The organism is Polaromonas sp. AET17H-212 (assembly GCF_002379085.1).
Lineage (GTDB): Bacteria > Pseudomonadota > Gammaproteobacteria > Burkholderiales > Burkholderiaceae_C > Polaromonas.
In genome coordinates this window covers 1-26463 of record NZ_NBZW01000013.1, presented here as the reverse complement: position 1 = coordinate 26463, position 26463 = coordinate 1, and the positions used below count along the sequence as shown (strand labels likewise).

25 protein-coding genes and 1 pseudogene are annotated in these 26463 nt (G+C 63.7%); 10 read left to right on the top strand and 16 right to left on the bottom strand.

What is annotated here, in order from left to right; genetic code table 11:
- The first annotated feature begins 102 nt into the window (after positions 1-102).
- On the top strand, positions 103-1206 hold the full coding sequence (locus B7G53_RS11695) for a DUF2806 domain-containing protein (RefSeq protein ID WP_176491348.1): 1104 nt from the start codon (positions 103-105) through the stop codon (positions 1204-1206).
- A gap of 142 nt (positions 1207-1348) precedes the next feature.
- On the opposite strand, the gene B7G53_RS11690 is transcribed toward B7G53_RS11695, so the two are convergent.
- Positions 1349-1984 (bottom strand): glutathione S-transferase family protein, encoded by a 636-nt coding sequence (locus B7G53_RS11690; RefSeq protein WP_096667800.1) that lies wholly within the window; start codon positions 1982-1984, stop codon positions 1349-1351.
- Positions 1985-2132: 148 nt separating this feature from the next.
- On the opposite strand from B7G53_RS11690, the gene B7G53_RS11685 reads away from it, so the two are divergent.
- The gene (locus B7G53_RS11685; RefSeq protein ID WP_096667798.1) at positions 2133-3680 is read left to right on the top strand and encodes a glycine betaine ABC transporter substrate-binding protein; all 1548 of its coding nucleotides are present in this window, start codon (positions 2133-2135) and stop codon (positions 3678-3680) included.
- Positions 3681-3778: 98 nt separating this feature from the next.
- On the opposite strand, the gene B7G53_RS11680 is transcribed toward B7G53_RS11685, so the two are convergent.
- From B7G53_RS11680 to B7G53_RS11670, 3 genes are read right to left on the bottom strand one after another with little or no spacing between them, the layout of a single operon-like run.
- On the bottom strand, positions 3779-4780 hold the full coding sequence (locus B7G53_RS11680) for a Bug family tripartite tricarboxylate transporter substrate binding protein (RefSeq protein ID WP_369680280.1): 1002 nt from the start codon (positions 4778-4780) through the stop codon (positions 3779-3781).
- A gap of 50 nt (positions 4781-4830) precedes the next feature.
- Positions 4831-6036, bottom strand: a complete 1206-nt coding sequence (locus B7G53_RS11675; RefSeq protein WP_096667794.1) for a CaiB/BaiF CoA transferase family protein — start codon at positions 6034-6036, stop codon at positions 4831-4833.
- A 28-nt stretch (positions 6037-6064) separates the two neighbouring features.
- Entirely contained in the window at positions 6065-6976 is a 912-nt protein-coding gene (locus tag B7G53_RS11670; RefSeq protein WP_096667965.1) for a hydroxymethylglutaryl-CoA lyase, read from the bottom strand.
- Positions 6977-7152: 176 nt separating this feature from the next.
- On the opposite strand from B7G53_RS11670, the gene B7G53_RS11665 reads away from it, so the two are divergent.
- Positions 7153-8058 (top strand): LysR family transcriptional regulator, encoded by a 906-nt coding sequence (locus B7G53_RS11665; protein ID WP_096667792.1) that lies wholly within the window; start codon positions 7153-7155, stop codon positions 8056-8058.
- Between the two features lie 87 nt (positions 8059-8145).
- On the opposite strand, the gene B7G53_RS11660 is transcribed toward B7G53_RS11665, so the two are convergent.
- From B7G53_RS11660 to B7G53_RS11620, 9 genes are all read right to left on the bottom strand, one after another.
- Positions 8146-9120: a Bug family tripartite tricarboxylate transporter substrate binding protein gene (locus B7G53_RS11660; RefSeq protein ID WP_096667790.1), complete on the bottom strand. Its 975-nt coding sequence runs from the start codon at positions 9118-9120 to the stop codon at positions 8146-8148.
- Between the two features lie 53 nt (positions 9121-9173).
- Positions 9174-10070, bottom strand: coding sequence for a 2-hydroxy-3-oxopropionate reductase (glxR, locus tag B7G53_RS11655; protein ID WP_096667788.1), 897 nt, complete (start codon positions 10068-10070; stop codon positions 9174-9176).
- A gap of 102 nt (positions 10071-10172) precedes the next feature.
- Positions 10173-10955, bottom strand: coding sequence for a 2-dehydro-3-deoxyglucarate aldolase (gene garL / locus B7G53_RS11650; RefSeq protein ID WP_096667786.1), 783 nt, complete (start codon positions 10953-10955; stop codon positions 10173-10175).
- A 60-nt stretch (positions 10956-11015) separates the two neighbouring features.
- The gene (gene garD / locus B7G53_RS11645) at positions 11016-12590 is read right to left on the bottom strand and encodes a galactarate dehydratase (protein WP_096667784.1); all 1575 of its coding nucleotides are present in this window, start codon (positions 12588-12590) and stop codon (positions 11016-11018) included.
- An 8-nt stretch (positions 12591-12598) separates the two neighbouring features.
- Positions 12599-13888, bottom strand: coding sequence for a TRAP transporter large permease (locus B7G53_RS11640; protein ID WP_096667782.1), 1290 nt, complete (start codon positions 13886-13888; stop codon positions 12599-12601).
- Complete coding sequence (locus B7G53_RS11635; protein WP_096667780.1) at positions 13879-14367, bottom strand: TRAP transporter small permease; 489 nt, start codon at positions 14365-14367, stop codon at positions 13879-13881. Before B7G53_RS11635 ends, B7G53_RS11640 begins: the two co-directional genes overlap by 10 nt.
- A gap of 76 nt (positions 14368-14443) precedes the next feature.
- On the bottom strand, positions 14444-15415 hold the full coding sequence (locus B7G53_RS11630) for a TRAP transporter substrate-binding protein (RefSeq protein ID WP_096667778.1): 972 nt from the start codon (positions 15413-15415) through the stop codon (positions 14444-14446).
- Between the two features lie 34 nt (positions 15416-15449).
- Positions 15450-16343, bottom strand: coding sequence for an SMP-30/gluconolactonase/LRE family protein (locus B7G53_RS11625; protein ID WP_096667776.1), 894 nt, complete (start codon positions 16341-16343; stop codon positions 15450-15452).
- 4 nt (positions 16344-16347) lie between these two features.
- On the bottom strand, positions 16348-17157 hold the full coding sequence (locus B7G53_RS11620) for an NAD-dependent epimerase/dehydratase family protein (RefSeq protein ID WP_096667774.1): 810 nt from the start codon (positions 17155-17157) through the stop codon (positions 16348-16350).
- 187 nt (positions 17158-17344) lie between these two features.
- Between B7G53_RS11620 and B7G53_RS11615 the strand changes: the two genes are divergently transcribed.
- The 4 genes from B7G53_RS11615 to B7G53_RS11600 all read left to right on the top strand — a co-directional run bounded on the left by B7G53_RS11615 (position 17345) and on the right by B7G53_RS11600 (position 21278).
- On the top strand, positions 17345-18118 hold the full coding sequence (locus B7G53_RS11615; protein WP_096667772.1) for a FadR/GntR family transcriptional regulator: 774 nt from the start codon (positions 17345-17347) through the stop codon (positions 18116-18118).
- A gap of 119 nt (positions 18119-18237) precedes the next feature.
- Positions 18238-19596 carry a glucarate dehydratase gene (gene gudD, locus B7G53_RS11610; RefSeq protein ID WP_096667770.1) on the top strand — a complete coding sequence of 453 codons (1359 nt, stop codon included), beginning with the start codon at positions 18238-18240 and terminating at the stop codon, positions 19594-19596.
- A 53-nt stretch (positions 19597-19649) separates the two neighbouring features.
- Positions 19650-20636, top strand: a complete 987-nt coding sequence (locus B7G53_RS11605; RefSeq protein ID WP_096667768.1) for a Bug family tripartite tricarboxylate transporter substrate binding protein — start codon at positions 19650-19652, stop codon at positions 20634-20636.
- Positions 20637-20660: 24 nt separating this feature from the next.
- Positions 20661-21278, top strand: a complete 618-nt coding sequence (locus B7G53_RS11600) for a 2-hydroxychromene-2-carboxylate isomerase (protein WP_096667766.1) — start codon at positions 20661-20663, stop codon at positions 21276-21278.
- A 17-nt stretch (positions 21279-21295) separates the two neighbouring features.
- Here the strand turns inward: B7G53_RS11600 and B7G53_RS11595 are convergent, their stop codons facing one another.
- On the bottom strand, positions 21296-23137 hold the full coding sequence (locus B7G53_RS11595) for an AMP-binding protein (RefSeq protein WP_096667764.1): 1842 nt from the start codon (positions 23135-23137) through the stop codon (positions 21296-21298).
- Positions 23134-23886 (bottom strand): annotated as a pseudogene (locus tag B7G53_RS11590) (amidohydrolase family protein); the annotation flags it as partial. The gene B7G53_RS11595 and the pseudogene B7G53_RS11590, both read right to left, overlap by 4 nt.
- 150 nt (positions 23887-24036) lie before the next feature.
- Here B7G53_RS11590 and B7G53_RS11585 point away from each other — a divergent pair.
- From B7G53_RS11585 to B7G53_RS11575, 3 genes are all read left to right on the top strand, one after another.
- Entirely contained in the window at positions 24037-24753 is a 717-nt protein-coding gene (locus tag B7G53_RS11585; protein WP_096667762.1) for a hypothetical protein, read from the top strand.
- A 107-nt stretch (positions 24754-24860) separates the two neighbouring features.
- Positions 24861-25127 (top strand): helix-turn-helix transcriptional regulator, encoded by a 267-nt coding sequence (locus tag B7G53_RS23380; protein WP_096667760.1) that lies wholly within the window; start codon positions 24861-24863, stop codon positions 25125-25127.
- On the top strand, positions 25111-25821 hold the full coding sequence (locus B7G53_RS11575) for a hypothetical protein (RefSeq protein ID WP_096667758.1): 711 nt from the start codon (positions 25111-25113) through the stop codon (positions 25819-25821). The genes B7G53_RS23380 and B7G53_RS11575 overlap by 17 nt, the downstream gene beginning before the upstream one ends.
- A 428-nt stretch (positions 25822-26249) precedes the next feature.
- Here the strand turns inward: B7G53_RS11575 and B7G53_RS22850 are convergent.
- Positions 26250-26463, bottom strand: a 214-nt coding sequence (locus B7G53_RS22850; protein WP_176491346.1) for a hypothetical protein, incomplete at its 5' end; no start/stop codon positions are given.

The window sequence follows — 26463 nt, the reverse complement described above, 5'->3', positions numbered from 1 at the left end:
AGCCTGAGGTATTGAACACGGCTATCGCAAGCGCTCGAATTCGGTCTTTTACGGGACAAGCACAAGGCATACTCACAAAACGCAGCGTAATACCAGCAACTTTTGAAAGAAGTACGTATGGCTTGGCCTGGAGAAAAATTGTTAATCCGCCTTTGGGACACAGTGGAAAAGAGTGGCGTCGGGCTTGCTCAGCCGTGGCAGCTTGCCCGTGTAGCAAAAGCTGAAGCCGCTGCGGTAGGTCACAGAATGGTTGTAATAGCCGCTGCTGAGCAGCGAATCGCGTTTCTCCGCAATCGCAGCGCTGCTCCACCCCAGGAGACCATGTTATTGGGGAATGGTGAATCAAAGTCGGAATTAGATAAGGTAGAGCCAAGTTTTGACTTTGATCTATTTTCTCGCCAAGTGACTAAAGCTCAAACGCTCGAATATCTGCAAAAAGAGGTCAATATTGAAAAAGCCATCGCGCATGCAGAAAGCGTGCTGCAAAACGACTCCAGTGAACCGCCAAACCTAGAGGTAGGACCAGATTGGTTTTTTCGCTGGCGAGATTCGGCTAGCGGCGTGTCTTCCGAGTCGCTCCAACAGCTATGGGGGAATGTCCTTGCCGGTGAGATACGAAGCCCTGGTTCGTTCACTTACAGAACTCTCGATTTTTTGCGAAGCCTTTCCCAAGACGAGGCAAAGCTGATTGAAGCGCTAACATGCACTGTAATAGAGCGCATCAGAATAATTTATGGAAAGTCGTGGCAACCATTGGCGGAGCCCGAGAAAATCCCTAATCAGCTTGGTCCTCCTGAACTCGCTCTTCTTGAAGAACTGGGAGTAGTGGGTGGTTTTTCGTCAATGGGCTATATCGACCAGGCGGAGCCATTTCACACAACAGATGGTCGAAATATTCATCTATTGACATGCGCAAACCGCGGCTTGTTGCTCACAACAGATGACCCAAAAAAAGTAACCGGCCTTGGCTTTTATAGGCTCACCAAATTAGGTGAAAGCCTTATGCAACTGGTACGTGTTGTACCAAATGAAGCCTATCTTTGGAGTCTAGGTGAGTTGCTTGCGCGGGATGGGTTCAAAGTTGAACTTGTCGATGTTATTCACAATTCGAATGGCACCCGAAATGTTAAAAATAGCGTACCAGTACCGTCCCCGGTTTCCGTAACGCCACAAACGTCCTATGGTGGGGACCCGCTCGTTCCCTAGTCACGGGACGGCCGGATCCATCGACGAACTAGCGTGTATTTGATAGCGAAGGTCGTAATCAGTGGTGTGGCGCACCCGCGGGCGATACGATTAACCAAGGCCACTCATCTTTGGATCACTTTGAGGCCGTCAAATCATCTGTTTAAGCTCGCCGCAGAGCCACCCCAAGCCCCCGCGCCACCGCAGGCCGCGCCATCATCCCCCGGTACCACCGCTGCACATGCGGGAAATCCGCCAGATCAATCTTGTGCCGCTCATGCCGCCAGGCCCAGCCGACGATGGCGAAGTCGGCGATTGAAATTTCTTCGCCTGCAAAGAAGGCATGGTCGGCCAGGCGGCGGTCCATCACCCCGTAGAGGCGTTTTGTTTCGGCCATGAAGCGCTCCAGGCCGTAGCGGCGGTCGGCTTCGTTGGTCAGTCCGGCGAAGTGGTGCACCTGGCCGGGCATGGGGCCGAAGCCGCCCACCTGGAACATCAGCCATTCCATCACGGGCACGCGGGCGCGCAGGTCCTGCGGCCAGAACTTGCCGGTCTTTTCGCCCAGGTAATACAGGATGGCGCCGGACTCGAAGACGCTGATGGGCTGGCCGCCCGGGCCGTCGGGGTCGATGATGGCGGGGATCTTGTTGTTGGGGCTGATCTTCAGGAACTCTGGCGCGGTCTGCTCGCCCTTGGTGATGTCCACCACGTGCACCTCGTAGGGCAGGCCCATTTCTTCGAGGGCGATGCTGATCTTGCGGCCGTTGGGGGTGTCGAAAGCGTAGAGCTGGATGGTCATGGGGTCTTGTGTGGTTGGGTGGGTGCGTTCGGTGGGAGGCAGTCTGCCACAGGATGGTGGATGGTGCCTGGGGCGCGGGTGCGGGTGGGGCGTCGAGCTGACAGATACGGCGGTTGGCACGCGCAGCCGGCGCGGCGATACTGGCGCCATGACACGCTGCCTCCCCGCCCTTGCCGCCTGCTGCATCGCCCTGCTGCTGGCCCTTGTCAGCAGCTTGAGCTTCGCCGCGCCGCCGGCCAACGACACGCTGCGCATCGGCTCCAAACGGTTCACCGAGTCCTACATCCTCGCGCAGGTGCTGGCGCAGACGGCTGCGCCGCACACGCCCACGCCGCCTTCGGTGCTGCAGGGCCTGGGCAACACCGCCATTGTTTATGAGGCGCTGCGCTCGGGCAGCATCGACCTGTACCCGGAGTACGTGGGCACCATCAGCCAGGAGATCCTCAAGGGTGATGCGGGCATGACAACGGCGGCCATGAACGCCGCGCTGGCGCCGCTGGGCCTGGGTGTGGCGGTGCCGCTGGGCTTCAACGACGGCTATGCGCTGGCCATGCGCGAGGACACGGCGCAGCGCCTGGGCATCACGTCATTGAGCGATCTGGTGAAACACCCTACCTTGAGACTGGGCCTGTCGAACGAATTCATCGGCCGGGCCGACGGCTGGCGCGGGCTGGCGCAGCGTTATGGCGCGCCGCAGGTGCCGGTGGCGCTGGACCACGGGCTGGCGTATGACGCGATTGCGCAAAAGCAGGTGGACGTGATCGACATCTACACCACCGACGCGAAGATTGGCCACTTGGGCCTGCGCGTGCTGAAGGACGACAAGGCCTACTTCCCGCGCTACGACGCGGTGCTGCTGTACCGGCTGGACGTGCCCACGCGTTTTCCGCAGGCCTGGGCGGCGCTGCAAAAGCTCAGCGGCAGCATCGATGAAAACGCGATGATCGCGATGAATGCGCGGGCCGAGCTGCAGGGCGTGGCGTTTGACGTGATCGCCCGCGACCACCTGGCGGCCAAGGCCGGCGGCACACCCGCCGCAAGCAACACCACAAAAGACCCGAGCCAGCGCGGCTTCTGGGCCAAGCTTTTCGGCCCCGACCTGGCGCGGCTGACGCGCCAGCACCTGGCGCTGACCTTCATCTCGGTCGCGCTGGCGGCGCTGATCGGCATTCCGCTGGCGGTGTGGGTGTTTCCGCACCCGCGCCTGCGCGCGCTGGTGCTGGGCGCCACCGGGCTGATGCAGACCGTGCCTTCGCTGGCGCTGCTGGCCATGCTGATCTCGCTGATGGGCGTGATCGGCACGCTGCCGGCGCTGATGGCGCTGATGCTTTACGCACTGCTGCCCATCATGCGCAACACGGTGGCGGGGCTGAACGAGGTGTCGCCCGGCCTGCGCCTGGCCGGGCAGGCGCTGGGCATGACCTCTGGCCAGCGCATGCGCTTGGTCGAGCTGCCGCTGGCGCTGCCGACCATCGTGGCCGGCGTGCGCACGGCCACCGCCATTGCCATCGGCACGGCAACAATTGCGGCTTTCATTGGCGCGGGCGGGTATGGCGAACGCATCGTCACCGGGCTGGCGCTGAACGACGGCGAGCTGCTGCTGGCAGGCGCCCTGCCCGCCACCTTGCTGGCGCTGCTGAGCGAAGCGCTGTTCGAAGGGGTGGACTGGCTGATGCGACGACGCCGCGCAGGTTGAGGCGATGCAGTTTTTTACAAGCCAAAATAGCCTCCAACCCAATACCTTCGGACGCAAGCAGCTATCAAATCAGGAGCGACGCAGCGCTCCCGGGCCACTTACTGCGGCACCACCCCGGCACTTTTGACGACGCGGGCGTAACGCTTGAGCTCGCTGGCGAAGAACTCTTTCGCCGCTTCGGGCGTGGACACCTTGATGATGTTGCCCTGCTTGGCCATGGCTTCCTTCACCTCGGGCGTGGCGAAAGCCGTGGAGAAGGCGGCGTGGATGCGGCTGACGTTCTCGGCGCTCATGCCCTTGGGGCCCACGGCGGCAAACCAGCCTTCGACCACGTAGAACGGCAGGCCCGCCTCGGCCGAGGTCGGAATGTCGGGTGCGGCCGGGCTGCGCGCCAGCGAGGCAATACACAGGGCGCGCAGGTTGCCCGCCTTGACCTGGCCCGCCACCGCCGGCAGCGCACCCACGCCCCAGTCCACCTGGCCGCCGACGATGTCCTGCATCATCGGGCCGAAGCCGCGGTAGGGAATGTGGGTGGAAAACGTGCGCGTCAGGTCCTTGAAGATCTCGGCCGCCAGATGCAGGATGGTGCCGTTGCCCGACGAGGCGTAGTTGTACTTGCCGGGGCTGGCCTTGAGCAGGGCAATGAATTCCTTGAGGTCCTTGACCGGCAGCTTCGAATTGACCACCAGCACCATGGGGGTGGCGCCCAGCACGGCAATCGGGGTGATGTCGTTGAGCGGGTCGAAGGGCACGGACTTGAGCACGCTCGGGTAGATCACGTGGTTGTTGGAGACCACGCTCAGCGTCTGGCCGTCGGGCGGCGACTTGATCATGGCCGAGGTGCCGACCAGGCCGCCGGCGCCGGGCTGGTTCTCGATCACCACCGTCTGGCCCAGCGCTTTGGACAGCGCCGCGCTGGAGGCGCGGACGATGGTGTCCACCCCCGAGCCGGCGCTGATGGGCAGAATGAAACGTACCACCTTGTCGGACTGGGCATGGGCGGCACCGCCCAGCGACAGGCCTGCGGCGCCCAGGCCGAGGCCGCCCAGGGCGGCCAGGGCGTTGCGGCGTGACAGCATGTGTTGTTCTACGGTTTTCATCATTTGTCTCCTTCTTTGGTTTTGCAATTCACTCACTCTTCAACGGCGGTTCAGGCCACCACGGCCTGGTCCCGCAGCGCGTCGATCTCGGCGCCAGCCAGGCCCAGGCCTTCCAGCAGCTCGCGCGTGTGTTCGCCCAGGCGCGGCGGGTGCAGGCGCACGCCCAGGCGCTGGCCGCCCATGGTGATGGGAAACAGCGTGGTCTTGACGCTCTCGCCGGCTTTCGGGCCGTCGGGCAGGCGCACGTCGGCCAGGCCGCCGGTGGCCAGCAGGTGTTCGTCGTCCAGCAGGTCTTCGGGCCGGCGGATGGGCGCAAACGGCAGGCCGGCTTGTTCCATGATGGCCGACAGCTCGGCGGCGCTGCGCCCGGCAATGCGTTCGGCAATCGTCTTGAGCAGGCGCGGGCGCAGGGCCACGCGCAGGTTGTTGGTGGCGAGTTCGGGCTCGGCTTTCAGGTCGGGGAAACCAAGCACGTCGCAAAAGGTCTGCCACTGCGCGTCGCTGACCGCCGCCAGGAAAATCTGCTCGCCGTCTTTCACCGTGAACACGTCGTACACCGCCCAGGGGTTGTCGCGTGCGGGCATGGGCGCCGGGTGTTTGCCCGTCATGGCGAACTGCAGCATGTGCTGGCCCATGAGGAAAACATTGTTTTCGTACAGCGCCGACTGCACTTCCATGCCCTTGCCGCTGATGCCGCGCTGGATCAGCGCGCCCAGCGCACCAATGGCGCCGAACAGCCCGCCCATGATGTCGTTGACGCTGGTGCCGGCGCGCAGCGGGTCGCCGGGCCGGCCCGTCATGTAGGCCAGGCCGCCCATCATCTGCACCACCTCGTCGAGCGCGGTGCGGTGGTCGTACGGGCCGGGCAGAAAACCCTTGTGGCTCACATAGATCACGCGCGGGTTGACCTGGCTCAGCGCGGCGTAGTCGAGGCCGTACTTGGCCATGGTGCCGGGCTTGAAGTTCTCGGCCACCACGTCGGCGCCGGCGCAGAGCTTGCGCGCCAGCGCGGCGCCGGCCTCGCTGTGCAGGTCGATGCCTATGCTTTTCTTGTTGCGGTTGAACATGGGGAAAAAGCCGGAGCCCGCGCCCAGCAGGCGGCGCGTGCGGTCGCCGTCGATGGGTTCGATCTTGATGACCTCGGCGCCCATGTCGGCCAGCACCATGCCGCAGGTCGGACCCATCACCATGTGGGTGAACTCGATGACGCGCAGGCCGGTCAGGGGTTGCGGTGCGGGGCGGTCAGTGCTTGTCATCGGGAATCCGGTTGGGTTGAAACGGGGATCAGGCCAGCGCGGCCGCGGTATCGGCGGCCTTCATGGTGTTGGGCAGGCCCGCGCGCCACAAGGTGCCGTGCAGGGTCTCGCCGCGGAGCCAGCCGGCAAGCTTTTCGCGCAGCGCGATCAGCTGGTCGAAGTCCTGCCCGGTGGCCACCCCCATGCTGGCCAGCAGGTAAGCCAGATCTTCGGTGGCCACGTTGCCGCTGGCGCCGGGCGCATGCGGGCAACCGCCTATGCCGCCCAGACAGGCGTCGAAACGCGTGATGCCCATCTGCAGCGCGGCATACACGTTGGCCAGGCCGAGGCCGCGGGTGTCATGGAAGTGGCCGCAGTTGAGCTTGTCGCCGGCGACCGGCAGCGTGAGCGCAAACAGCTCCTGCACCATGGCCGGGTCGGCATACCCCACGGTGTCGGCCAGGCTCACGCGGTCCACGCCGGTGTCGAGCACGGCCTTGACGAGGCGCAGCACCTCGGCGGGCGCCACCCTCCCCTGCAGCGTGCAGCCGAAGGCGGTGCTGATGCCGACCTCGATCAGCGTGGACGAACCGGCCGCGTCGCGCGCCGCGCGTATGCGGGCAATCTCGGTCACCACCTCGTCGGGTGTCTTGCGCAGGTTGGCCAGGCTGTGGGCGTGGCTGGCCGACAGCGGCACCAGCATCAGGTCGGCATTGCAGTCGATGGCGCGCTCGGCGCCCTTGAAGTTGGGCACCAGCACCGACACGGCCAGCCCCGGCAGGGTTTTGGCAAAGGCCACCAGCTCGGCGGTGTCGGCCAGTTGCGGCAGCAGGCGTGCCGGCACAAAGGAGCCGACCTCGATCTCGCGCTGGCCGGCGTCGTACGCGCCGCGCAGCCATTCGAGTTTTTGCGCGGTGGGCATCACCTGGGCAATGCTTTGCAGGCCGTCGCGCAGGCCCATCTCGCGAATGATGGCGTGCTGCGGCAACACGGCGCGCGTGACGATGGGTGCAGCCAAGGTTTGTCTCCTGTTGTGGGTCGGATCCGTTGGCCTGCAGTTTAAAATTTCCAGAAAGAAATTTCTTCTCTATTTTGGAACGTGTAAGTTTCCAAAATGGAATATCAAGGCACATCACCATGCGCGACCTGGACCTCACCACCCTGCGGCTGTTTGTTTCCGTCTGCGAAACCGGCAACATCGCGCGCGCCGGCGAAAAGGCCAGCATCGTCGGCTCGGCCATCAGCAAGCGGCTGGCGCAGCTGGAGCAGACCGTGGGTACGCCCATCCTGACACGCAAGCGCCATGGCGTGGAACCCACCGCCGCCGGGCAGACCCTGCTGGAACACGCGCGCGCCATGCTGGCCAGCGCGGCGCGCATCGAACGCGACATGGAGGCCTATGCGGCAGGTGTACGCGGGCAGGTGCGTATCCTGGCCTCGGCCTCGGCCATGGCCGAGTCGCTGGCCGACGACGTGGCGTCTTTCCTGCAACTGCCGGCGCACGCCAACATCCAGGTGGACATGGAAGAACGCGTGAGCCCGGAGGTGGTGCGCGGCGTGCGCGACGGCACGGCCTCGCTGGGCATCTGCTGGGACGCGGTGGACCTGGGGCCGCTGCAGTCACGCCCCTACCGCAGCGACCACCTGTGCATGGTGGTGCCCAAACAGCACGCGCTGGCCCAACGCCAAAGCCTGCGCTTCGAGGACACGCTGGACTACGAACATGTGAGCATGCCGGTGGCCAGCGCGGTACAGGTGATGCTGCAGCGCGCCGCGGCGCGGCTGGGGCGCAGCGTGAGCCAGCGGGTGATCGTTGCCAACTTCGAGGCCGCGCTGCGCGTGGTGCGCGCCGGGCTGGCGATCAGCCTGGTGCCGCGCGAGGTGGCCGAGATCTACGCCGAAGCCTACGGCCTGACCATGGTGCCCATGGCCGAGCCCTGGGCGCAGCGGCGCTTCATCATCTGTTATCGCGATGCCGCGGCGCTGTCACCCTCGGCCCAGTTGCTGGCCGAGCACCTGGCGGCGCACGGCCAGCGCACCTGATGGGGCGCTGCGCGCTGTTTACATGCAAAATCGGCCTCCGGCCCAATAAACACGAGCGCCAGCAGCTATTGAATCAATAGCAGCTTATCAGTCCAGCTTGATGCCGGCCTGGGCCACCACCTCGGCCCAGCGCTTGCGCTCCTGGTTGAAGAACCTGTCCTGCTCGGCGGACGACATGGTCACCACCTCGGCGCCCTGCCCGCTGAGCCGGGCGCGTATCTCCGGGCTGCGGATGATCTTGATGAGCTCGGCATTCAGGCGGTTGACGATGGGCGCGGGCGTGCCGGCAGCCACCAGCACACCCTGCCAGGTGCCGGACTCGAAGCCGGCGATGCCCTGCTCCTGCAGCGTCGGCACATTGCCGATCAGCGGCATGCGCGTGGCCTTGGACACGCCGAGGATCTTGAGCTTGCCGCTCTGCACAAAAGGCAAGGTGGCCAGCATGCCGTTCATCAGCACCTGGGTCTGGCCGGCGATGGTGTCGTTCACCGCCTGGGAGCCGCCCTTGTAGGGGATGTACTGCCATTTCGCCTGGCTGGCCCGCTCGACCGACACACCGGCCAGGTGCGGCGCACTGCCCATGGCGGTGACGGCGAAGTTGAGCTGCGTCTTTTGCGACAGCGCCACCAGCTCCTTGAGGTTGTTGGCCGGCACCGAGGGGTGCACCACCAACAGGTGCGGCGAGTAGGCCAGCATGGTCACGCCGCGCAGGTCCTTGCTCGGGTCGAAAGGCAGCTTGGTGTAGACCGAGGGGCTGATGGCCAGCGCGCCGGTGTCGCACAGCAGCAGCGTGTAGCCGTCGGGCGCGGACTTGGCAACCAGGTCGGCGCCGAGGTTGCCGTTGGCGCCCGCGCGGTTTTCCACAATGACGGGCTGCTTGAGCGCTTCGGACAGCGCCTGGCTGATGGAGCGGCCGATGATGTCCGACGAGCCGCCCGGTGGGTACGGCACGATCAGGCGGATCGGTTTGGCCGGCCAAGCCTGGGTTTGCGCCTGGACGCCGGAAGCGGCCAGGCCCAGGGCCACGGACGATGCGAGAACCTTGCGGCGATTGATGGTCATGTCTTGTCTCCTGAAAAATCTTGTTGAAAACTGCCCGGGCGTATGCCGTGGCCTTATGCCTTGGCGACTTCGTGGTTGGCCATCAGCTCCAGTGCACGCACCAGCGCCGAGTGGTCCAGGTCCTGCATGCCGTTGGCGCTGCAGACCTGCATGAGTTGCGCGGCGCTGGCGGTTTGCGGCAGCGCCACACCGAGGGTGCGCGCACCGCTGAGCGCCAGGCCCAGGTCTTTCTGGTGCAGGCCGATGCGAAAACCCGGGTTGAAGGTGCGCTTGATCATGCGTTCGCCATGCACTTCCAGGATGCGCGAGGCGGCAAAACCGCCCATCAGCGCCTGGCGCACCTTGGCCGGGTCGGCGCCGGCCTTGCTGGCAAACAGCAGGGCTTCGCCGACGGCGGCAATGTTGAGCGCCACGATGATCTGGTTGGCGACCTTGCAGGTCTGGCCGTCGCCGTTGCCGCCGACCAGCGTGATGTTTTTGCCCATCAGCTCAAACAGCGGCTTGACGCGTTCAAACGCGGCGTCCGGCCCGCCGACCATGATGGTCAGGCTGGCGGCCTTGGCGCCGACTTCGCCACCGGAGACCGGCGCGTCGAGGTAGTCGCAGCCGAGGGCATTGATCCTGGCCGCGAAGTCCTTGGTGTCCATCGGCGAGATCGAACTCATGTCGACCACCGTCTTGCCTTTTCCGTTGCTCTTCAGACCGGCAGCGACCCCCTTGTCGCCGAACAGCACTTTCTGCACATCAGGCGTGTCGGGCAGCATCATGAAAATGATGTCGGCCTTTTCCGCCACTTCCTGCGCCGAGGCGCAGGCCACGGCCTGGCCGGTCAGCAGCTCGGCGCGCACCTTGCTGCGCGTGGCCAGGAAGACCTCGTGACCGGCCTTGATGAGGTGTGCGGCCATGGGTGCGCCCATGATGCCCAGACCGATAAAACCCAGCTTGCTCATTTCAAATACTCCTTTATTCGTTAAAAAGATCTGCGGCCCATGCGCCACGATTCAGAGGGCGTAGGCATGGATCCCGGATCGAGTGCGGGATGACAGGCAAAGCTAGTCGAGGTACTTGTCACGCAGGGCCTGCGTGGCCGAGCGGAACACGCCCAGGTCGCTGCCGACGGCCACAAAGGTGGCGCCCATGGCGATGTAGCGGCGTGCGTCGGCCTCCACCGGCGCGAGGATGCCAATGGGTTTGCCGCAGGCTTTGGCGTCCGCAAAAATCGACGCCATGGCTGCCTGCACTTCCGGGTGGCCGGCGTTGCCCAGGTGGCCCAGGCCGGCGGCCAGGTCGGAGGGGCCGACAAAAATGCCGTCCACGCCGTCGAGCGTCGCAATGTCGCGCGCCGCCGCCACGCCGGCGCGGCTTTCAATCTGCACCATCACGCAGATGTGTTCGTTGATCGACTTGAAGTAGTCGGGCACCGAGCCGTAGCGGTTGCTGCGCTGGGACACCGACACGCCGCGTATGCCCTGGGGCGGGTAACGGGTCGCGGACACGGCGCGTTTCGCTTCGTCCACACTTTCGACAAAGGGCACGAGGAAGTTGTAGAAGCCGGCGTCGAGCAGGCGCTTGAGCTCCACCACGTTGTTGGAAGACGGCCGCACCACGGGTGCACTGGCGCTGTCTTTCAGCGCCATCAGTTGCGGGATGAAGGTGGCGATATCGTTGGGCGAATGTTCGCCGTCGAGCAGGATCCAGTCGAAGCCGGCCACGCCCAGCACCTCCGTGGTGATGGCATTGGACAGCGAGGACCAGCAGCCGATCAGTTTCTTGCCGGCCCGCAGGTCGCGCTTGAAGCTGTTGGGGAAGGACTGATAGGGAGTAACTTGGGTCATGAGGAGTTCGCTTTTTTAAGAAGTTGGGGTACGGGGTGATACAGGGGTAAGAGGATCAGGTCAGGTCACCGGTGCCGGGTTGAACAGCACCAGCGCGTTGTGCAGCTTCCAGTGTTCGGCCCAGGTTTTCTTGCGGCCGCTGGCGACGTCGAGCATCAGGTGAAACAGCTCCCAGCCCACGTCTTCGATGCTGGCCTGCCCGTCGGCGATGCGGCCGGCGTTGACGTCCATCAGGTCGTGCCAGCGCCGGGCCAGGTCGCTGCGCGTGGCGACCTTGATCACCGGGCACTCGGCCAGGCCGTAAGGCGTGCCGCGTCCGGTAGTGAACACATGCAGGTTCATGCCGGCGGCCAGCTGCAGCGTGCCGCAGATGAAGTCGCTGGCCGGCGTGGCGGTGTAGATCAGGCCCTTTTGTTTGAGTTTTTCACCGGGCGCGAGCACGCCGCTGATGGGCGCGCTGCCCGACTTGACGATGGAGCCCATGGCTTTTTCGACAATGTTGGACAGGCCGCCCTGCTTGTTGCCGGGCGTGGTGTTGGCGCTGCGGTCGACCTGGCCTTTGTGCAGGTAGGCGTCGTACCAGGCCATCTCGCGGATCATCGCTTCGGCCACTTCCGGCGTGCTGGCGCGTGAGGTCAGCTGGTCGATGCCGTCGCGCACCTCGGTGGTTTCGGAAAACATCACCGTGGCGCCGGCGCGCACCAGCAGGTCGGTGCAAAAGCCCACCGCCGGGTTGGCCGTGACGCCCGAGAAAGCGTCGCTGCCGCCGCACTGCACACCGACCACCAGTTCGCTGGCGGGCACGGTTTCGCGCCGGCGCGCATCGAGCTTTTCCAGGTGCAGCACCGCGGCTTGCATGATGGAATCGATCATGGACATGAAGCCCACATGGTTCTCGGACTGCAGGCAGACCACGTCGAGCGGTGCCTCGGCATTCACGCCGACGTCGGCCACATTGCGCTCGTCAACGATCTGGATGGTGCCCGGCGGCAGCAGGCGCTCGGGCTGCAGCTTCTCGCAGCCCAGGCTCACCACCATGACCTCGCCGCCGAAGTTGGGGTTCAGGCTGATGTTGCGCAAGGTGCGTATCGGAATGATGGCGTCGGGCGCGTCGATGGCGACGCCGCAGCCGTAGGTGTGCTCCAGGCCCACCACGTCATCGACGTTGGGGAATTTCGGCAGCAGCTCGGCCTTGATGCGTTGGACCGCAAACTCAACCACGCCGGCCACACACTGCACCGTGGTCGTGATGGCGAGGATGTTGCGGGTGCCGACCGAACCGTCGGCATTGCGGTAACCCTCGAAGCTGTAGCCTTCCAGCGGCGCCGGTGTCGGCGGCTTCACGGTCGCCATCGGCAGCCCTTCGAGTCCGCGCGCGGCCGGCATCTGCAGCAGGCGCTCATGCACCCAGCTGCCGGCCGCAATGTCCTTGAGCGCATGACCAATGACGACGTTGTAGCGCAGCACCGCGCTGCCCTGCGGCAGGTCCACCAGCGCGAGCTTGTGGCCCTGCGACACGCGCTCGCGCAGGCTCAAACCGTCGGCAAAGGTCGCACCGGGCGGCAGGCCGCCGTCGTTGGCGACGATGGCCACGTTGTCGCACGCATGCATGCGGATGTAGAGCGGATCGGCCATGTTTGAACTCACTTGTACAGCGACGGCAGCCACAGCGAGAACGCCGGCACGTAGGTCACGAGCAGCAGGCAGACGCCGAGTGCGCCGTAGAACGGGGCGATGGAGCGCATCACCTGGCCGACCGAGATCTCGCCGATCGCGCAGCCGACGAACTGCACCGAGCCGACCGGCGGCGTGTTCAGGCCGAGCGCGCAGTTGATCAGCATCACGATGCCGAACTGGATCGGGTCCATGCCGAACTGCATCGCGATCGGCATGAAGATCGGCGTGCAGATCAGAATGGTCGCCGCCATGTCAAGGAAGGTGCCGAGGATGAACAGCAGCACGTTGATCATCAGGAAGATGACCCAGGGCTCGGAGCTCACCGACTTCATCAGATCGCCCGTCAGCTGCGGCACCTCGTAAAGCGCCATGAAGTAGCCGAAGGCGGCCGAGATGCCGATCAGCAGCAGCACCACGCCGGTCGTCTTGCAGGCCTTGGCGCAGGCCTTCAGGAAGTTGTGCCAGGTCAGCGAACGGTAGACCAGCGTCGTGATCAGCAGCGCCCAGGCGACCGCAATGGACGCCGACTCGGTGGCGGTGAACACGCCCGACAGGATGCCGGCGAGGATGATCACCACCACCAGCAGGCCCGGCAGCGAGGCGCCGAAGGCACGCAGGACCTCTGCCCAGCCGGGGAAAGCGCCGTGCGTCGGGTAGCCGCGCCTGACGGCCACGTAGTAGGCTGCGCCCAGGTTGCACAGGGTCAGGATCAGCGCCGGCACCAGGCCCGCGAGGATCAGGCTCATCACGCTGACCGAAGCGATGCCCGAGGTGGCGAGCGTGAAGATGATCATGTTGTGCGAGGTCGGCATGATGGCGCCGACCAGCGCGGCGTGCGTGGTGACATTGACCGCGTAGTCGGCGTCGTAGCCTTCCTTTTTCATGAGCGGAATCATCACCGAACCCATCGCCGACACGTCGGCCAGCGGCGAGCCGGCGACGCCGCCGAACAGCGTGCAACCGATCACATTGCTCATGCCGAGGCCACCGCGTACATGACCGACCAGGCTGTTGGCGAAGCGCACGATGCGGTCGGCGATGCCGCCGTAGAGCATCAACTCGCCGGCGAAGACAAAGAAGGGGATGGCGAGGAAGGAGAACACCTGCATGCCTCCGACCATTTTCTGGAACACCACCGCGACCGGCAGGCCGGCAACGACGATGGTGGCCACCGACGACAGGCCGATCGCGAAGGCGACCGGCACACCGAGCAGCAGCAGCAGCGTGAAGCTCAGGGCAAGTACAGTCAATTCCATGCCGGCTCCACTTTCTGACCTCGCAGCAAGGCGATCACATGTTCAATGGAAAACAGCACGATGAGCACGCCGGCAATCACGAGCGGCAGGTAGTCGACTCCGTCCGGTACCGGCAGCATGGGCTTCTTCTCGTCCCATTTGGCGAGCATCCACAAGCCGCCGCCGTAGACCATCAGCGCGCCAAAGCTGCCGACGAGAAAGTGAATCAGGATTTCGATGCGGCGCTGCCATTTTTCGGGCAGCAGCACCACCAGGGACTCGAGGCCGATGTGGCCGGCGTCGCGCACGCCGACCGCCAGGCCGAATGCGGTGACGAACAGCACCAGCAGCAGGGCCAGTGCTTCGGCCCAGGTCGGCGTGTCATTGAAGACGTAACGGCCTATGACCTGCCACTGGACACACAGGATCACCGCGATCAGCCCGATCACGGCCAGGATCAGGCTGAGCTTGGACAACGCCGCGCAAAATTTCGTGTACATGTTTTTCTCTTCCGCTTGTCGCGACGCTCACCCGCCCTCGCCCCTGCGGAGGAGGGTCAGGGCCTGATCGGCAGGCTTATTTGGTGTCCTGAACCGCCTTGACCAGGCGCTTCATGTCCGGCGTGATCATGAACTTGTCATAGACCGGGCCCATCACGGCCTGGAAGGACTTCTTGTCCACCTCGATGATCTGCGCGCCGGCGGCCTTGACGTTCGCGAGCGACTTGGCCTCCTGTTCGTCCCACTTCTGGCGCTCGAAGGCCACCGACTCCTTGGCCGCGGCGCGAATCATGTCCTGCTCGGCTTTGGGCAGCTTGTCGTACACGACCTTGGACATGACCAGGATCTCGGGCGCCATCGAGTGCTCGGTCTTCGAGTAAATCTTCACTGCTTCGACATGCTTGGCCGTGTCGAAGGACGGGATGTTGTTCTCGGCGGCATCGATCAGGCCGGTCTTCAGGCCGGTGTAGACCTCGCCGTAGGGCATGGGCGTGGCGTTGGCGCCCATGGCACTGACCAGCGCGACCCAGAGGTCGGATTGCTGGACGCGGATCTTCAGGCCCTTGGCATCGGCCACGGTACGGATCGGCTTCTTGGCATAAATCGAGCGGGCACCGCTGTCGTAAAACGCCAGGCCGATGAAGCCCGCAGACTCGCAGCTCTTGAGGATCTCGTCACCGACCGGGCCGTCGAGCGATTTGCGCATGTGCGCGATGGAGCTGAACAGAAAGGGCATGGTCGGCACCTGCGTCAGCGGGCAGATCGCGTTCATCGGTCCGACATTGACGCGCGTGAAGTCGAGCGCGCCTATCTTGACTTGGTCTATGGTCTCCTTCTCGCTGCCCAGCGCCTGCTTGTTGAAGACCTTGATCTTGTGCTTGCCGCCGCTCTTCTTCTCGAGCAGTTCGCTCATGTGCTTGACGGCGGCGACCGTGGGGTAGTCGTCGGCATTGTGCGTGTCGGCCGAGCGGAACTCCGTGGCAAAGCCTGCCAGGGGTGTCAACGCCAGTACCGTGGCCATGCCGAACAATGTTTTTTTGATTCTCATGTCGTCCTCTATCTGGTGGATGGTTGGGAAACTTTTAATGCAGACACGCGGCTTCAGGCAGCCCGCGCACGCCGGGGTGCAGCGCAAACAGGCCGCCGGCCAGCGGCTGGTCAGATAAATCGACGCCTTCGGGGCGTATCGATGTCACGAACAAGGTGTCGAGGCCGGGGCCGCCAAAGGCGCACATGGCCGGCTTCCTGACCGGCACGGCCAGCGACCGGTCCAGCTTGCCTTCAGGCGTGAAGCGGTGCACCAGACCGGCGTCGTTGCCGCAACTCCAGTAGCAGCCGTCTTCGTCGACCGCCGCACCGTCGGGCCGGCCCGGCAGCGCATGCATGTCAACAAACACCCGGCGCCGCGAGGGCGTGCCCGTGGCGGTGTCGTAGTCGAAGGCCCAGATCATCTGCACCGAGGGGTGCGAGTCCGACAGGTACATGGTGCGGCCATCGGGGCTGAAGGCCAGGCCATTGGGGGTGATCAGACCGCTCAGGATCTTTTTCAATCCGCTCTGTTTTTCATAGCTGTAAACGCAACCGGTACGGGCGCCCAGCGACATATCGCGCATCATGGTGCCGGCCACAAAGCGGCCCTGCCGGTCGCAGCGGCCATCGTTGAAACGCATGCCGTCCTGCTCGTGCCGGACCTCGGCCAGGCGTTTGGCCTCGAGCCGGCCGTCCTCATGCAGGCGCAATTCGAACACCCCGCTTTCCAGGCCCGCCACCCAATGCGTGTCGGGGCCGCAGGAGGCGATGCAGGCCAGCATCTCGGGCGCCAGCCAGGTGGTGACCTGGCCGGTCGCGGCCTGCCAGCGGCAGAGCTGGCGCGCCGGGATGTCCACCCAGTAGAGCGCCTGCCCGGCCACATGCCAGACCGGGCTCTCGCCGGTTGCATTGCGGCAGTCCACCAGGAGTTCGGCGCCGTTGCTCATGGCATCAATCGGCAAACGGGCCGGCTTTGACAAAACCGCCGCCCTGGAACTGCACCGCCGGGTCGTCGAGGTCAGGCGCCGGTGTGCGGGCGTACACCGCCTCGCGGAAGATGTCCGAGCTGTCCTGCGGCCGGTAGCCGATGTGGCGGGCGCGGCTGTTGTCCCACCAGGTGACCGCGTTGTCGGACATGCCGAACACAATGCTGTGGCCCAGCACCGGTGTGGTCAGGCAGGCGGTGATCAGCCGGTGCAGGTCGTCAAAACTCAGCCAGGTCGCCAGCATGCGCCGGTCTTTCGGCTCGGGAAAGGAGGAGCCAATGCGTACACAGGCCGTTTCAATGCCGTAGCGGTCAAAGTAAAAGCGCGACAGGTCTTCGCCAAACGCCTTGCTGACGCCGTACAGGCCATCCGGGCGCGCGGGCGCATCGGCGTTGATGGTTTCGCTCTGGCGGTAAAAGCCGGTGACGTGGTTGGAGCTGGCAAACACCACACGCTGGACGCCGTGTTTGCGCGCCGCTTCGTACAAGTTATAGAGGCCCAGGATGTTGGCCTGCAGGATGGGGCCAAACGGCCCTTCGACCGACACGCCGCCCAGATGCACGATGGCCTGCACGCCCTGGACCATGGCGTCGACGGCCGCGGCATCGGCCAGATCGGCCAGCACCACCTCTTCACCCGCGCCGGCCGCGCCGAAGGCGACCCGGTCCGACAGGCGCAGCAGGCTGCAGTTGGCTTTCAGGCGCTCACGCAGGGCCTGGCCCAGGCCACCGGCGGCGCCGGTCAGCAGCAGTTTTTCATGGGCCCGGATGGTCATGCTGTCTCTGGTTGAAAATGGGTGGGTGGCAAACGCTGGACTTTTGCATCAGGTTTGCTAAAGTGGCTTCAATTCAATAAGATATCAGTTATACGTTGTCTGATGACCAAGAATTTTTCATGAGGCAGCAGCCCCTGTCAAGTGTTTTCTGGTCCGATCAAGGCAAACCCCTACCCGAGCAAACCCGATGGAATCGAACGTAACGGCCACCCTTCTTGATGGCGCACCGCGTGTGCGCCGCCCTCGCGGCCTGGTCACCGAAATTGTTGAAAGCCTGGCGGCCAGCATCCGCGCGGGGCAGCTCCAGCCCGGCGACAAGTTGCCCACCGAGGCCGAAATCATGGCCCGCTTCGACGTGAGCCGGACGGTGGTGCGCGAGTCGATTTCCAAACTGCAGGCCTCCGGCCTGGTGGAGACGCGCCACGGCATCGGCACCTTTGTGATCGAGAACCGCGACGCCGGCAACTTCAAGATTGCCGCAGCCGACTTCGCCACGGTGGCCGATGTCATTTCGGTGCTGGAGCTGCGCATCAGCCTGGAAACCGAAGCCGCCGGCCTCGCCGCCCAGAGGAGAACCACGGAAAACCTCGAGGCCATGGCCACGGCCCTGCGAGCTTTCCAGGACTCGATCCACGCGGACTCCGATGCCGTTCCGCCCGACTTCCAGTTCCACATGGAGGTGGCCCGCGCCACTGGCAACCGCCACTTTGCGGACCTCATGACCTACCTGGGCACCATGATCATTCCGCGCACCCGCGTGAACACGCCGCAGAGCGCGCCCGAAGGCCGGCTGAGTTATCTGCAGCGCGTCAACAGCGAGCATGAAAACATCTACAACGCCATTCGCAGCCAGGATGCCGAAGCCGCCCGGGCCGCCATGCGCACCCACCTCTCGAACAGCCGGGAGCGGCTGCGCAGGGGCCAGGCCTTCGAGCCCGCAAACCCACCGGCAACCAGCTGAGCCGCGCTGGGCCGGCACGCCGGCCGGGGCAGAATCAGGGAATTCCCCGAGCGCATTCAGCCTTCCATGTTGTACGATGACTGATCTTTAAACCGCTGGTTGTCCTATTTCCTGCCTTTATGCCTGACGCCCATTCTCCCGCCCCGGCAGCTTCACAAACGCCGCACATCACCCGCCTGCAAGTCATTCCGGTCGCCGGCCATGACAGCATGCTGCTCAACCTGAGTGGCGCGCACAGTCCGTTTTTCACCCGCAACCTGCTGCTGCTGACCGACAGCGCGGGCCGCACGGGTGTGGGCGAAGTGCCGGGCGGCGAAAAAATCCGCGGCACGCTGGAGGACGCCCGTGCCTTGGTCGAAGGCCAGTCCCTGGGCCACTGGAACCAGATTCTGAACAGCCTGCGCACGCAATTTGCCGGACGCGACAGCGGGGGCCGCGGCAACCAGACCTTTGACCTGCGCGTTGCCATCCACGCGGTGACCGCCGTGGAAAGCGCCCTGCTCGATCTGCTGGGCCAGTTTCTCGGTGTGCCGGTCGCCGCCCTGCTGGGCGAGGGCCAGCAACGCGATTCCGTCGCCATGCTGGGTTACCTGTTTTACATTGCCGACCGCCGGCAAACCAAGCTGGCCTACCGGAGCGAGCCGGACGCAGACGACGACTGGCTGCGGCTGCGCCATGAACCCGCGATGGATGCCCGGGCCGTGGTCCGGCTGGCCGAAGCGGCGCACCAGCGTTATGGCTTCAAGGACTTCAAGCTCAAGGGGGGCGTGCTGCGCGGCGAGGAAGAAATCGAGGCCATCGTCGCGCTGTCAGAGCGTTTCCCCGATGCGCGCATCACGCTGGACCCGAACGGTGGCTGGCTGCTGAAAGACGCGGTGCGTCTGTGCCGCGACCGGCAGCGGGAACTCGCCTATGCCGAGGACCCCTGCGGCGCCGAAGGTGTTTTCTCGGGCCGTGAAGTGATGGCGGAATTTCGCCGCGCCACCGGCTTGAAAACAGCGACCAACATGGTCGCGACCGACTGGCGCGAACTTGCGCACGCCGTCACCTTGCAGGCGGTCGACATTCCGCTGGCCGACCCGCACTTCTGGACCATGCAGGGCTCGGTGCGGGTGGCGCAGCTGTGCCAGACCTGGGGCCTGACCTGGGGCTCGCATTCGAACAACCACTTCGATGTGTCGCTGGCCATGTTCACCCACGTGGCGGCTGCGGCACCGGGCCAGGTCACCGCAATCGACACCCACTGGATCTGGCAGGACGGCCAGCGCCTGACAAAACAGCCTTTGCAGATCGTGGACGGCAGCGTGGCTGTTCCCACAGTCCCCGGCCTGGGCGTGGAACTCGACATGGCAGAGGTTGAAAAAGCCCACCAGCTTTACCTGCAGCACGGCCTGGGCGCACGCGACGATGCCATCGCCATGCAGTACCTGGTGCCGAACTGGACCTTCAACGCCAAGATGCCCTGCATGGTCCGGTAGTTTTCCGCTCTGAATTCCGCACTGATTTTCATCACCATAAAAAGGAGACAAACATGAAACGCCGCTCATTGCTTCAAACCGCGCTGGCCTCGGCCGCACTTCTGCCGCTTCTCGGCTCCGCCGCCGCCTGGGCCCAGGACAAATGGCCGTCCAAACCCATCAGCTACATCGTGCCCTTCCCGGCCGGCGGCACCACCGACATCCTCGGTCGGCTGATCGGCCAGAAGCTGGGCGCAGCGCTCGGCACGACCATCGTGATTGAAAACAAGGGCGGTGCCGGCGGCAGTGTCGGTTCGGAAGTGGCCGCGCGTGCACCAGCCGACGGCTACACCCTGCTGGGCGGCACCATCAGCTCACACGCCATCAATGTGAGCCTGTACCCCAAGCTCGGCTACGACCCGATCAAGTCCTTTTCACCGGTGGTACTGATCGGCTCGAACCCGGTGGTGCTGATCGTCAAGGCGGACAGTCCCTACAAGACCTTGCAGGACGTGTTGGCTGCGGCGAAAGCCAAGCCGAAAACCATCTCCTCGGCATCGGCCGGCAACGGCACCTCGCAGCACATGACGCTGGAACTGCTGGGCTTCAAGTCGGGCACGCAGTTCGTGCATGTACCGTACAAGGGCAGCGGCCCGGCCATCCAGGACGTGATCGGCGGCCAGGTCGACATGATGTTTGACACCACGGTGGTGGCCGGCCCGCACATCCAGAGCGGCAAGGTACGCGCCATCGCGGTGAGTTCGGCCAAACGCCTGGAGTCGCTGCCCAACGTGCCAACCATTGCCGAGTCCGGCGTGCCCGGCTTCGAGGTGGTGTCCTGGCAGGGCATTTTTGTGCCGGCCGGTGTACCCAAACCCATCATTGACCGGCTGCACGCGGAGATCATGAAGATCCTGCAGACCCCCGAAATGCAGGACCGGCTCAAAAGCCTGGGCATGCAGCCTTCCAGCATGACGCCTGACCAGGTGGCTGCCTTCCAGAAGGCTGAAGTCGAAAAATGGGCGCAAGTCATCAAGGCCGCCGGCATCAAGCTTGAGTAAACCGATTCAGCTACGCTTGGGGTCATGAACCCCTCGCCCACACCGCTGCATTTCTACTTCGACTTCATCTCGCCCTTCGGCTACTTTGCGTCACTGCGCATCGAGCCGCTGGCGGCGCAGCATGGCCGCACCGTCGAGTGGCACGCGATGCTGCTGGGCGTCTCGGTGCTCAAGGTGATGGGGCTCAAGCCCTTGCTCGACACGCCGCTCAAGGGCGACTACATCCGCCGCGAGGCGAAACGCTACATGCGCCGCCACGGCCTGCAGCTCAACCGTGATTTGGACGCCCCGGTGATGGACCCGCGCGCTGCGGGCCGCGCCTTTTACTGGGTCAAGCAGCACCAGCCCGCCCTCGCCGCGCCGCTGGCCCACGCGATCTACCACGCCTACTGGGCAGAAGGCCGGGATCTGTCCACCGCGGAGGCGGTTGCGGCCATCGGCCTGCCCGCGGGCCTGGAGGCACAGCGCCTGCGCGAAGGCATCGAGAGCGAGGAAGCCAGACAGTTACTGCGCAGCGCCGTCGAAGCCTCGCTGCAAGCCGGCATTTTCGGCTCGCCCACCGTGATGGTGGATGGCGAGCCCTTCTGGGGTGTGGAAAACCTGGGGCTGGTGGACCAGTGGCTGGCCAGCGGCGGTTGGTAAGAACGCGCTCCAAGCGCTCAGGCTCCAGCAAAAACAAACGCCACCGGAACCGCGATCGCGGCCAGGCGCTCGCGCAGCCGGCGCTCCAGCGCCTCATCACGTGCCGACGCCATGGCCACCACGGCAGACAGGCTGCCGCCGCGCTCTTCGCCCCGCACGGTGGCGCCGTCGATGTCTGCCAGCATCTCGGCCAGCTTGACCTCGATGGCACGCAGGCGCAGCGCCGGCTTGTAGATCTTGCCGATCGCCGTCACCGGCATCACGTCGATGATGGTCACGCGTTTGGGCGCCGCAGGCCGCTCGTACACATGCGGCACCACCTCGGCCAGCAGCGTGGCCGGGTCGCAGTGCATGCCGGGCCTGAGCGTGACAAAGGCCACGGGCAACTCGCCGGCATAGGCGTCGGGCTCACTGACCACGGCGCACAGGGCCACCGCCGGGTGCGCCAGGAAAGCATCTTCGACCAGGCCGGGGTCGATGTTGTGCGAGCCGCGGATGATCACGTCCTTGGCGCGGCCGGTCAGGTGGATGTAGCCCTGGGCATCGATGTGGCCGAGATCACCGGAGACGAGCCACGGGCCCTCGAACATGCCGGTGTTGCGCGCAGCCTCGGTGTAGCCCGGGCTCACATGCGGGCCGCGCAGCACGATGACGCCGGTGTCACCGGCCGCACAGGTCTCGCCCAGTTGCGCGACGCCGTCGCGCCAGGGCACGGCACGTACCTCGGTGTAGGGCAGGCGCAGGCCGGTCGAGCCGGGCACACGCGGCGCCGCCAGCGGCTCGATGGAGACCAGACCCGCGCACTCGGTCATGCCCAGGATGTTGCGCACCGCAATCCCCGGCTGGCGTTCAAACTGCGCGGCCAGTTCCGCGGGCAGCGGCGAGCCGCCGGTATAGGCAACCTGAATCGACGAGATGTCCGCATCGACCGGCAGGTTGGCCAGCGTCGCGAGAATGGTCGGCACGCAGGCCAGTGCGGTCACGCGTTCGCGTTCGCAGAACTTCCAGTAGTTCCTGGTGAAGGCAGGGTTGCGCATGCCGCTGAGTGTGGGCAGAACCTGGGTCGCACCGATGGCGAGCATGGACAGGCCGTAGACAAAAGCCCCGGCCACATGGAACAGCGGAAAGCCGTTGAGCTCCACCGTGTGTTCGTCGAAGCCGTAAAACTGATGGGCAAACCAGCCGGTGTGCGCCTCGTTGCCGTGGGTATGCTGCGCAAGTTTGGGGGAGCCGGTCGTGCCGCCGGTATGGAAGCAGGCGGCAATGCGCTCCGGCGTGAGTTGCGGATCAAACGCCAACACGTCGCTTGCCTGCGCCAGCCGATCCTGGAACACGGGCACGTCCGGCGCGGCGTGGTCACCGACGCGAATCTGCAGCACCGGCAGGCGCCGGATCGCCAGCACTTTCTCGACCATGGGCCAGAGCGCAAGCTCGTCATTGGGACCCAGCGCGACAATGACTTTGGCGCCGGACGCCTCGAGCAGGGCCGCAATGTGCTCGGGCTGCAGCAGGTAGTTGATCGGACAGGCCTTGCCCGCCAATTGCGCGCCCCAGAGTGCGAACTGCGTCTCGGGAATGTTGGGCGCCAGGATGGCCACGGCATCGTCAGGCCCGACGCCCATGGCACGAAACAGGTTGGCCGCCCGGTGGATCTGCGCCAGCAGCTCGGCGTAGCTCACGGTCACGGCCGGTTGCTGCAGGTCGCCACTAGGCAGGTAGCGAAATGCGTCACGGCTGGCAAAACGCTGCGCCGCCTGGGCGATCAGGCCGTAGGTGGTGCGCGCCGGGATCGCCTGCTCGTAGGGCGTGCGCTCCAGCGCCTCGATGTCAGCCAGCCCCCGGAAGGCGGTCGTGCTCATGCGGCGGCCGTTTGCCCCAGGCCCAGCAGCCGCATCGCGTTGCCTTTCAGGATGCCGGGCATCACTTCCGGCTTGAAACCGGCGTCTTCAAAATCCTTCATCCAGCGGTCCGGCGTGATGAGCGGGTAGTCGCTGCCGAACAGGATGCGGTCCTTGAGCAGGGTGTTGGCGTACTGCACCAGCTGCTTGGGGAAATATTTCGGGCTCCAGCCCGACAGGTCGATCCAGACGTTGGGTTTGTGCGTCGCCACGCTGAGCGCCTCGTCCTGCCAGGGGAAGCTCGGGTGCGCCATGACGATCTGCATGTCCGGGAAATCGATGGCCACGTCGTCGAGGTGCATCGGGTTGGAGTATTCGAGCCGCAGCCCGCCGCCGCAGCGCATGCCGCTGCCGATGCCGCTGTGCCCGGTGTGGAAGATCGCCGGCATCTTGTATTCGTTGATGACCTCGTAAATCGGCCAGGCCATCCTGTCGTAAGGGTGGTAGCCCTGCACCGTGGGGTGGAACTTGAAGCCCTTGATGCCGTGCTCCTCGATCAGCCGGCGTGCCTCGCGGGCGCCCATCTTCCCCTTGTGCGGGTCAATGCTGGCAAACGCCATCATCATGTCGCTGTTCTTCTTTGCAGCTTCGGCGATTTCCTCGTTGGGAATGCGGCGCCGGCCCATCTGCGTCTCGGCGTCCACCGTGAACATGATCAGCCCGATCTTGCGCTCGCGGTAGTAGGCCACGGTTTCCTCGATCTCTTGCCTGACTCATAATCCTTTGGTCCACAGTTCAAGTCTGTGACGCCCTACCATCCCACATAAAGCTTCCGGCGGAAGTGAGCGTATACAAACGTTGCGCCAAAACGGCGCCCAGTTGCCACTTCGTTGCCGTTCTTGCCGCGAAAGGGTAGAGCGATGAAATCAGCTGAGCTATTTCGATCTTTTCCTATTCGCCGACTGGGCGGATTCGATTTGATTATGAGTCGTTCCAAATCGTTATCGGAGTTGTCTCAAGACGAACTAAAAGAGTTTGCCATACGTCTTGAGGCCGACGATTACACCTTTCAGCGTTACCACGGCATTCCACAGCTTCGTGTTTGGGAGGCATTGGCGCTGCATCACTACCTGGACCCTGCGATGTTGGGGCTCAACAGGAAAGGCCGATTGGCCGAATTAAAGCGAGCGGCATACAAGCTGCTGCCTTCAAGCGTCCGGCTGCTGAACTTTGTTGCTTCGGTGCCGCCTCTGCTGCAAGACATTGATCAGGGAAAGCTGGTCTGCGTCAAAGCAACAGACGACCTTTTGCAAAGCTTCACAACGCCGGAGCGATTCAAGACCTACGTGGCGAACCAGCGACTTGGTGTTTATCCGCAGCGGGCATCTCCCCGGAAGAGTGAGGCATTCGATCCGGCGTCATTGCCGCCCGAACTCCGCGATATGTGGGAAGGCAGGGAGCTCTGGAAGACGATTGACCAAGGAGGAAAAGTTGTCCCAGGACGCCGTTCGACCGAGCCAGACTTAGTGCAATTTTTTGTTGGCCGGGACTATTCACTCCACCAAAGTGAAGTTTTAGCGTCAATTCTTCGGCCATCCTATGCCCGCCACATTGGACGTCCCCCTAAAGCGGGATGATAGTGGGTGCTATTTGCTTGGCAAGGACAAATACGAAAGGGTGAAACCCTTTCGTCCCTTCGGAGAAATAACTGTTGAACTTTTCATTTTCTCACCCCTGACGCAGCATGTGGCCTCACTTAGGGCTTACATCCATGGCGAGCATCATGACGAAAAAAGAGGAGTCCGCAGACCTCTCTCTGTTACGCGAAGGTCAGATCCTTCAGTTGATCCCAGTGTCCCGATCAACCTTTAGACGGTGGATCAAGGCGGGGAAATTTCCCGCCGGCTTCAAGATAACAGAGAGAATCACCATGTGGCGTAGCTACGTTGTTTTCGATTGGATAAAAACCCAAAAAATTGGCGGGGGGTGCACCAATGAAATTGACCCGTGAGCAGCTCTACAAATGGGTATGGAATTATCCGGTGACGAGAGTTGCCGAGAAACTCGGAATCTCTGACTCCAGCTTGGCCAGAAAATGCAGAGCGCACAACGTGCCTACACCTGGTAGGGGTTACTGGCGGCGGGTAGAACAGGGCATACCTGTCCAGCGCCTGCCACTTCCGAATCCAGATCAAGGTTCTACCGAGGTATCCGTAAGAGTGAGCGAGGCGCGCGCGGCAGAGTTGGATCAATTGCTGCTGCCATTTGTCGAATCATTGATTGGTCAGACCGCGAAAGTCAATTCGAGTGACGGGCTGGATTTACCAGAAGCATTGGAAGTTTTTGAGGGCCACCAAGTCGCGCCTACACTCGATTTTGCTAGCGGTATTGCAAGTCCGCAGATTGGCTTGACCGAAGAGACATACCAGGCCATGGCAGATCCCGCCGATATCATTGCGCTAGCGGCACTTCATGAAAAAACTGAATCCGCGAGGCGCTTTATAGAGGCTGTGAGAGAGGCCAGCCATGATTGCGATGCAGCAACGAAGGCGGTGTTCATTTTATGGGCCGATGCCGCCAGAGCTACCATCTTTGAATCTGATCCTACCACCTGTGTCCTCAAAGAGTGCCGATGTGTGGCGTCCGGGAGAGTCAATCCTGAATGGTGGATCACTATGCAGAAGGGAAAGCGCGAGCATCACTGACTCATGTGCTGCCAAATTGGAATGCTGGGCATTGGCAAGTATTCCGCAGATGACTTTAATTCCTGCTTTCTTTTGGTTCTAATACTGGCAGGGTCCGCATCTTGAGTCGAACACGCAGTTCCCCGACGTTCCATAATGTCACTCTGCCGATTCGAGTGGGCTGCGGTAGGTGACCTGATTTGCACCAACGCCAGACGGTTGCCGGCGAGATTGCGAAGAGGGCAGAGACAACGGGAAGCCTGACGCCCGCAGATGAAGGAAGACTATCAAAGTTCGCGAAGGCCGATCGATCGGTATCCCTCATATTCCTGACCTCCTATGTCATTACCAGCGGCGTACAGTTTCTGCATTTGCCGGAGCTAATCCATCGTGGGTGCGTCGGGGGCGCATACGCCTGGGACGTATTGTGTCTAGGGTACGCTCGGCGCTCAGAAGGTCATAAAAATCTTCCGCGCGAACCGTACGCGGATCTGCAGGCCGAATTCTGAACAGAGTAAGCGTCCGGCCACCCCCTTCTTGAATTCGGCCGTATAAGCGGCAAGGATGGTGTCCACCAAGGAATTTAGGTGGACACCATGAAAGACTCCAAGAAGATCGTGCGCCGGCGTCATAGCGCCGAACTCAAGGCGCAGGTTCTGGGCG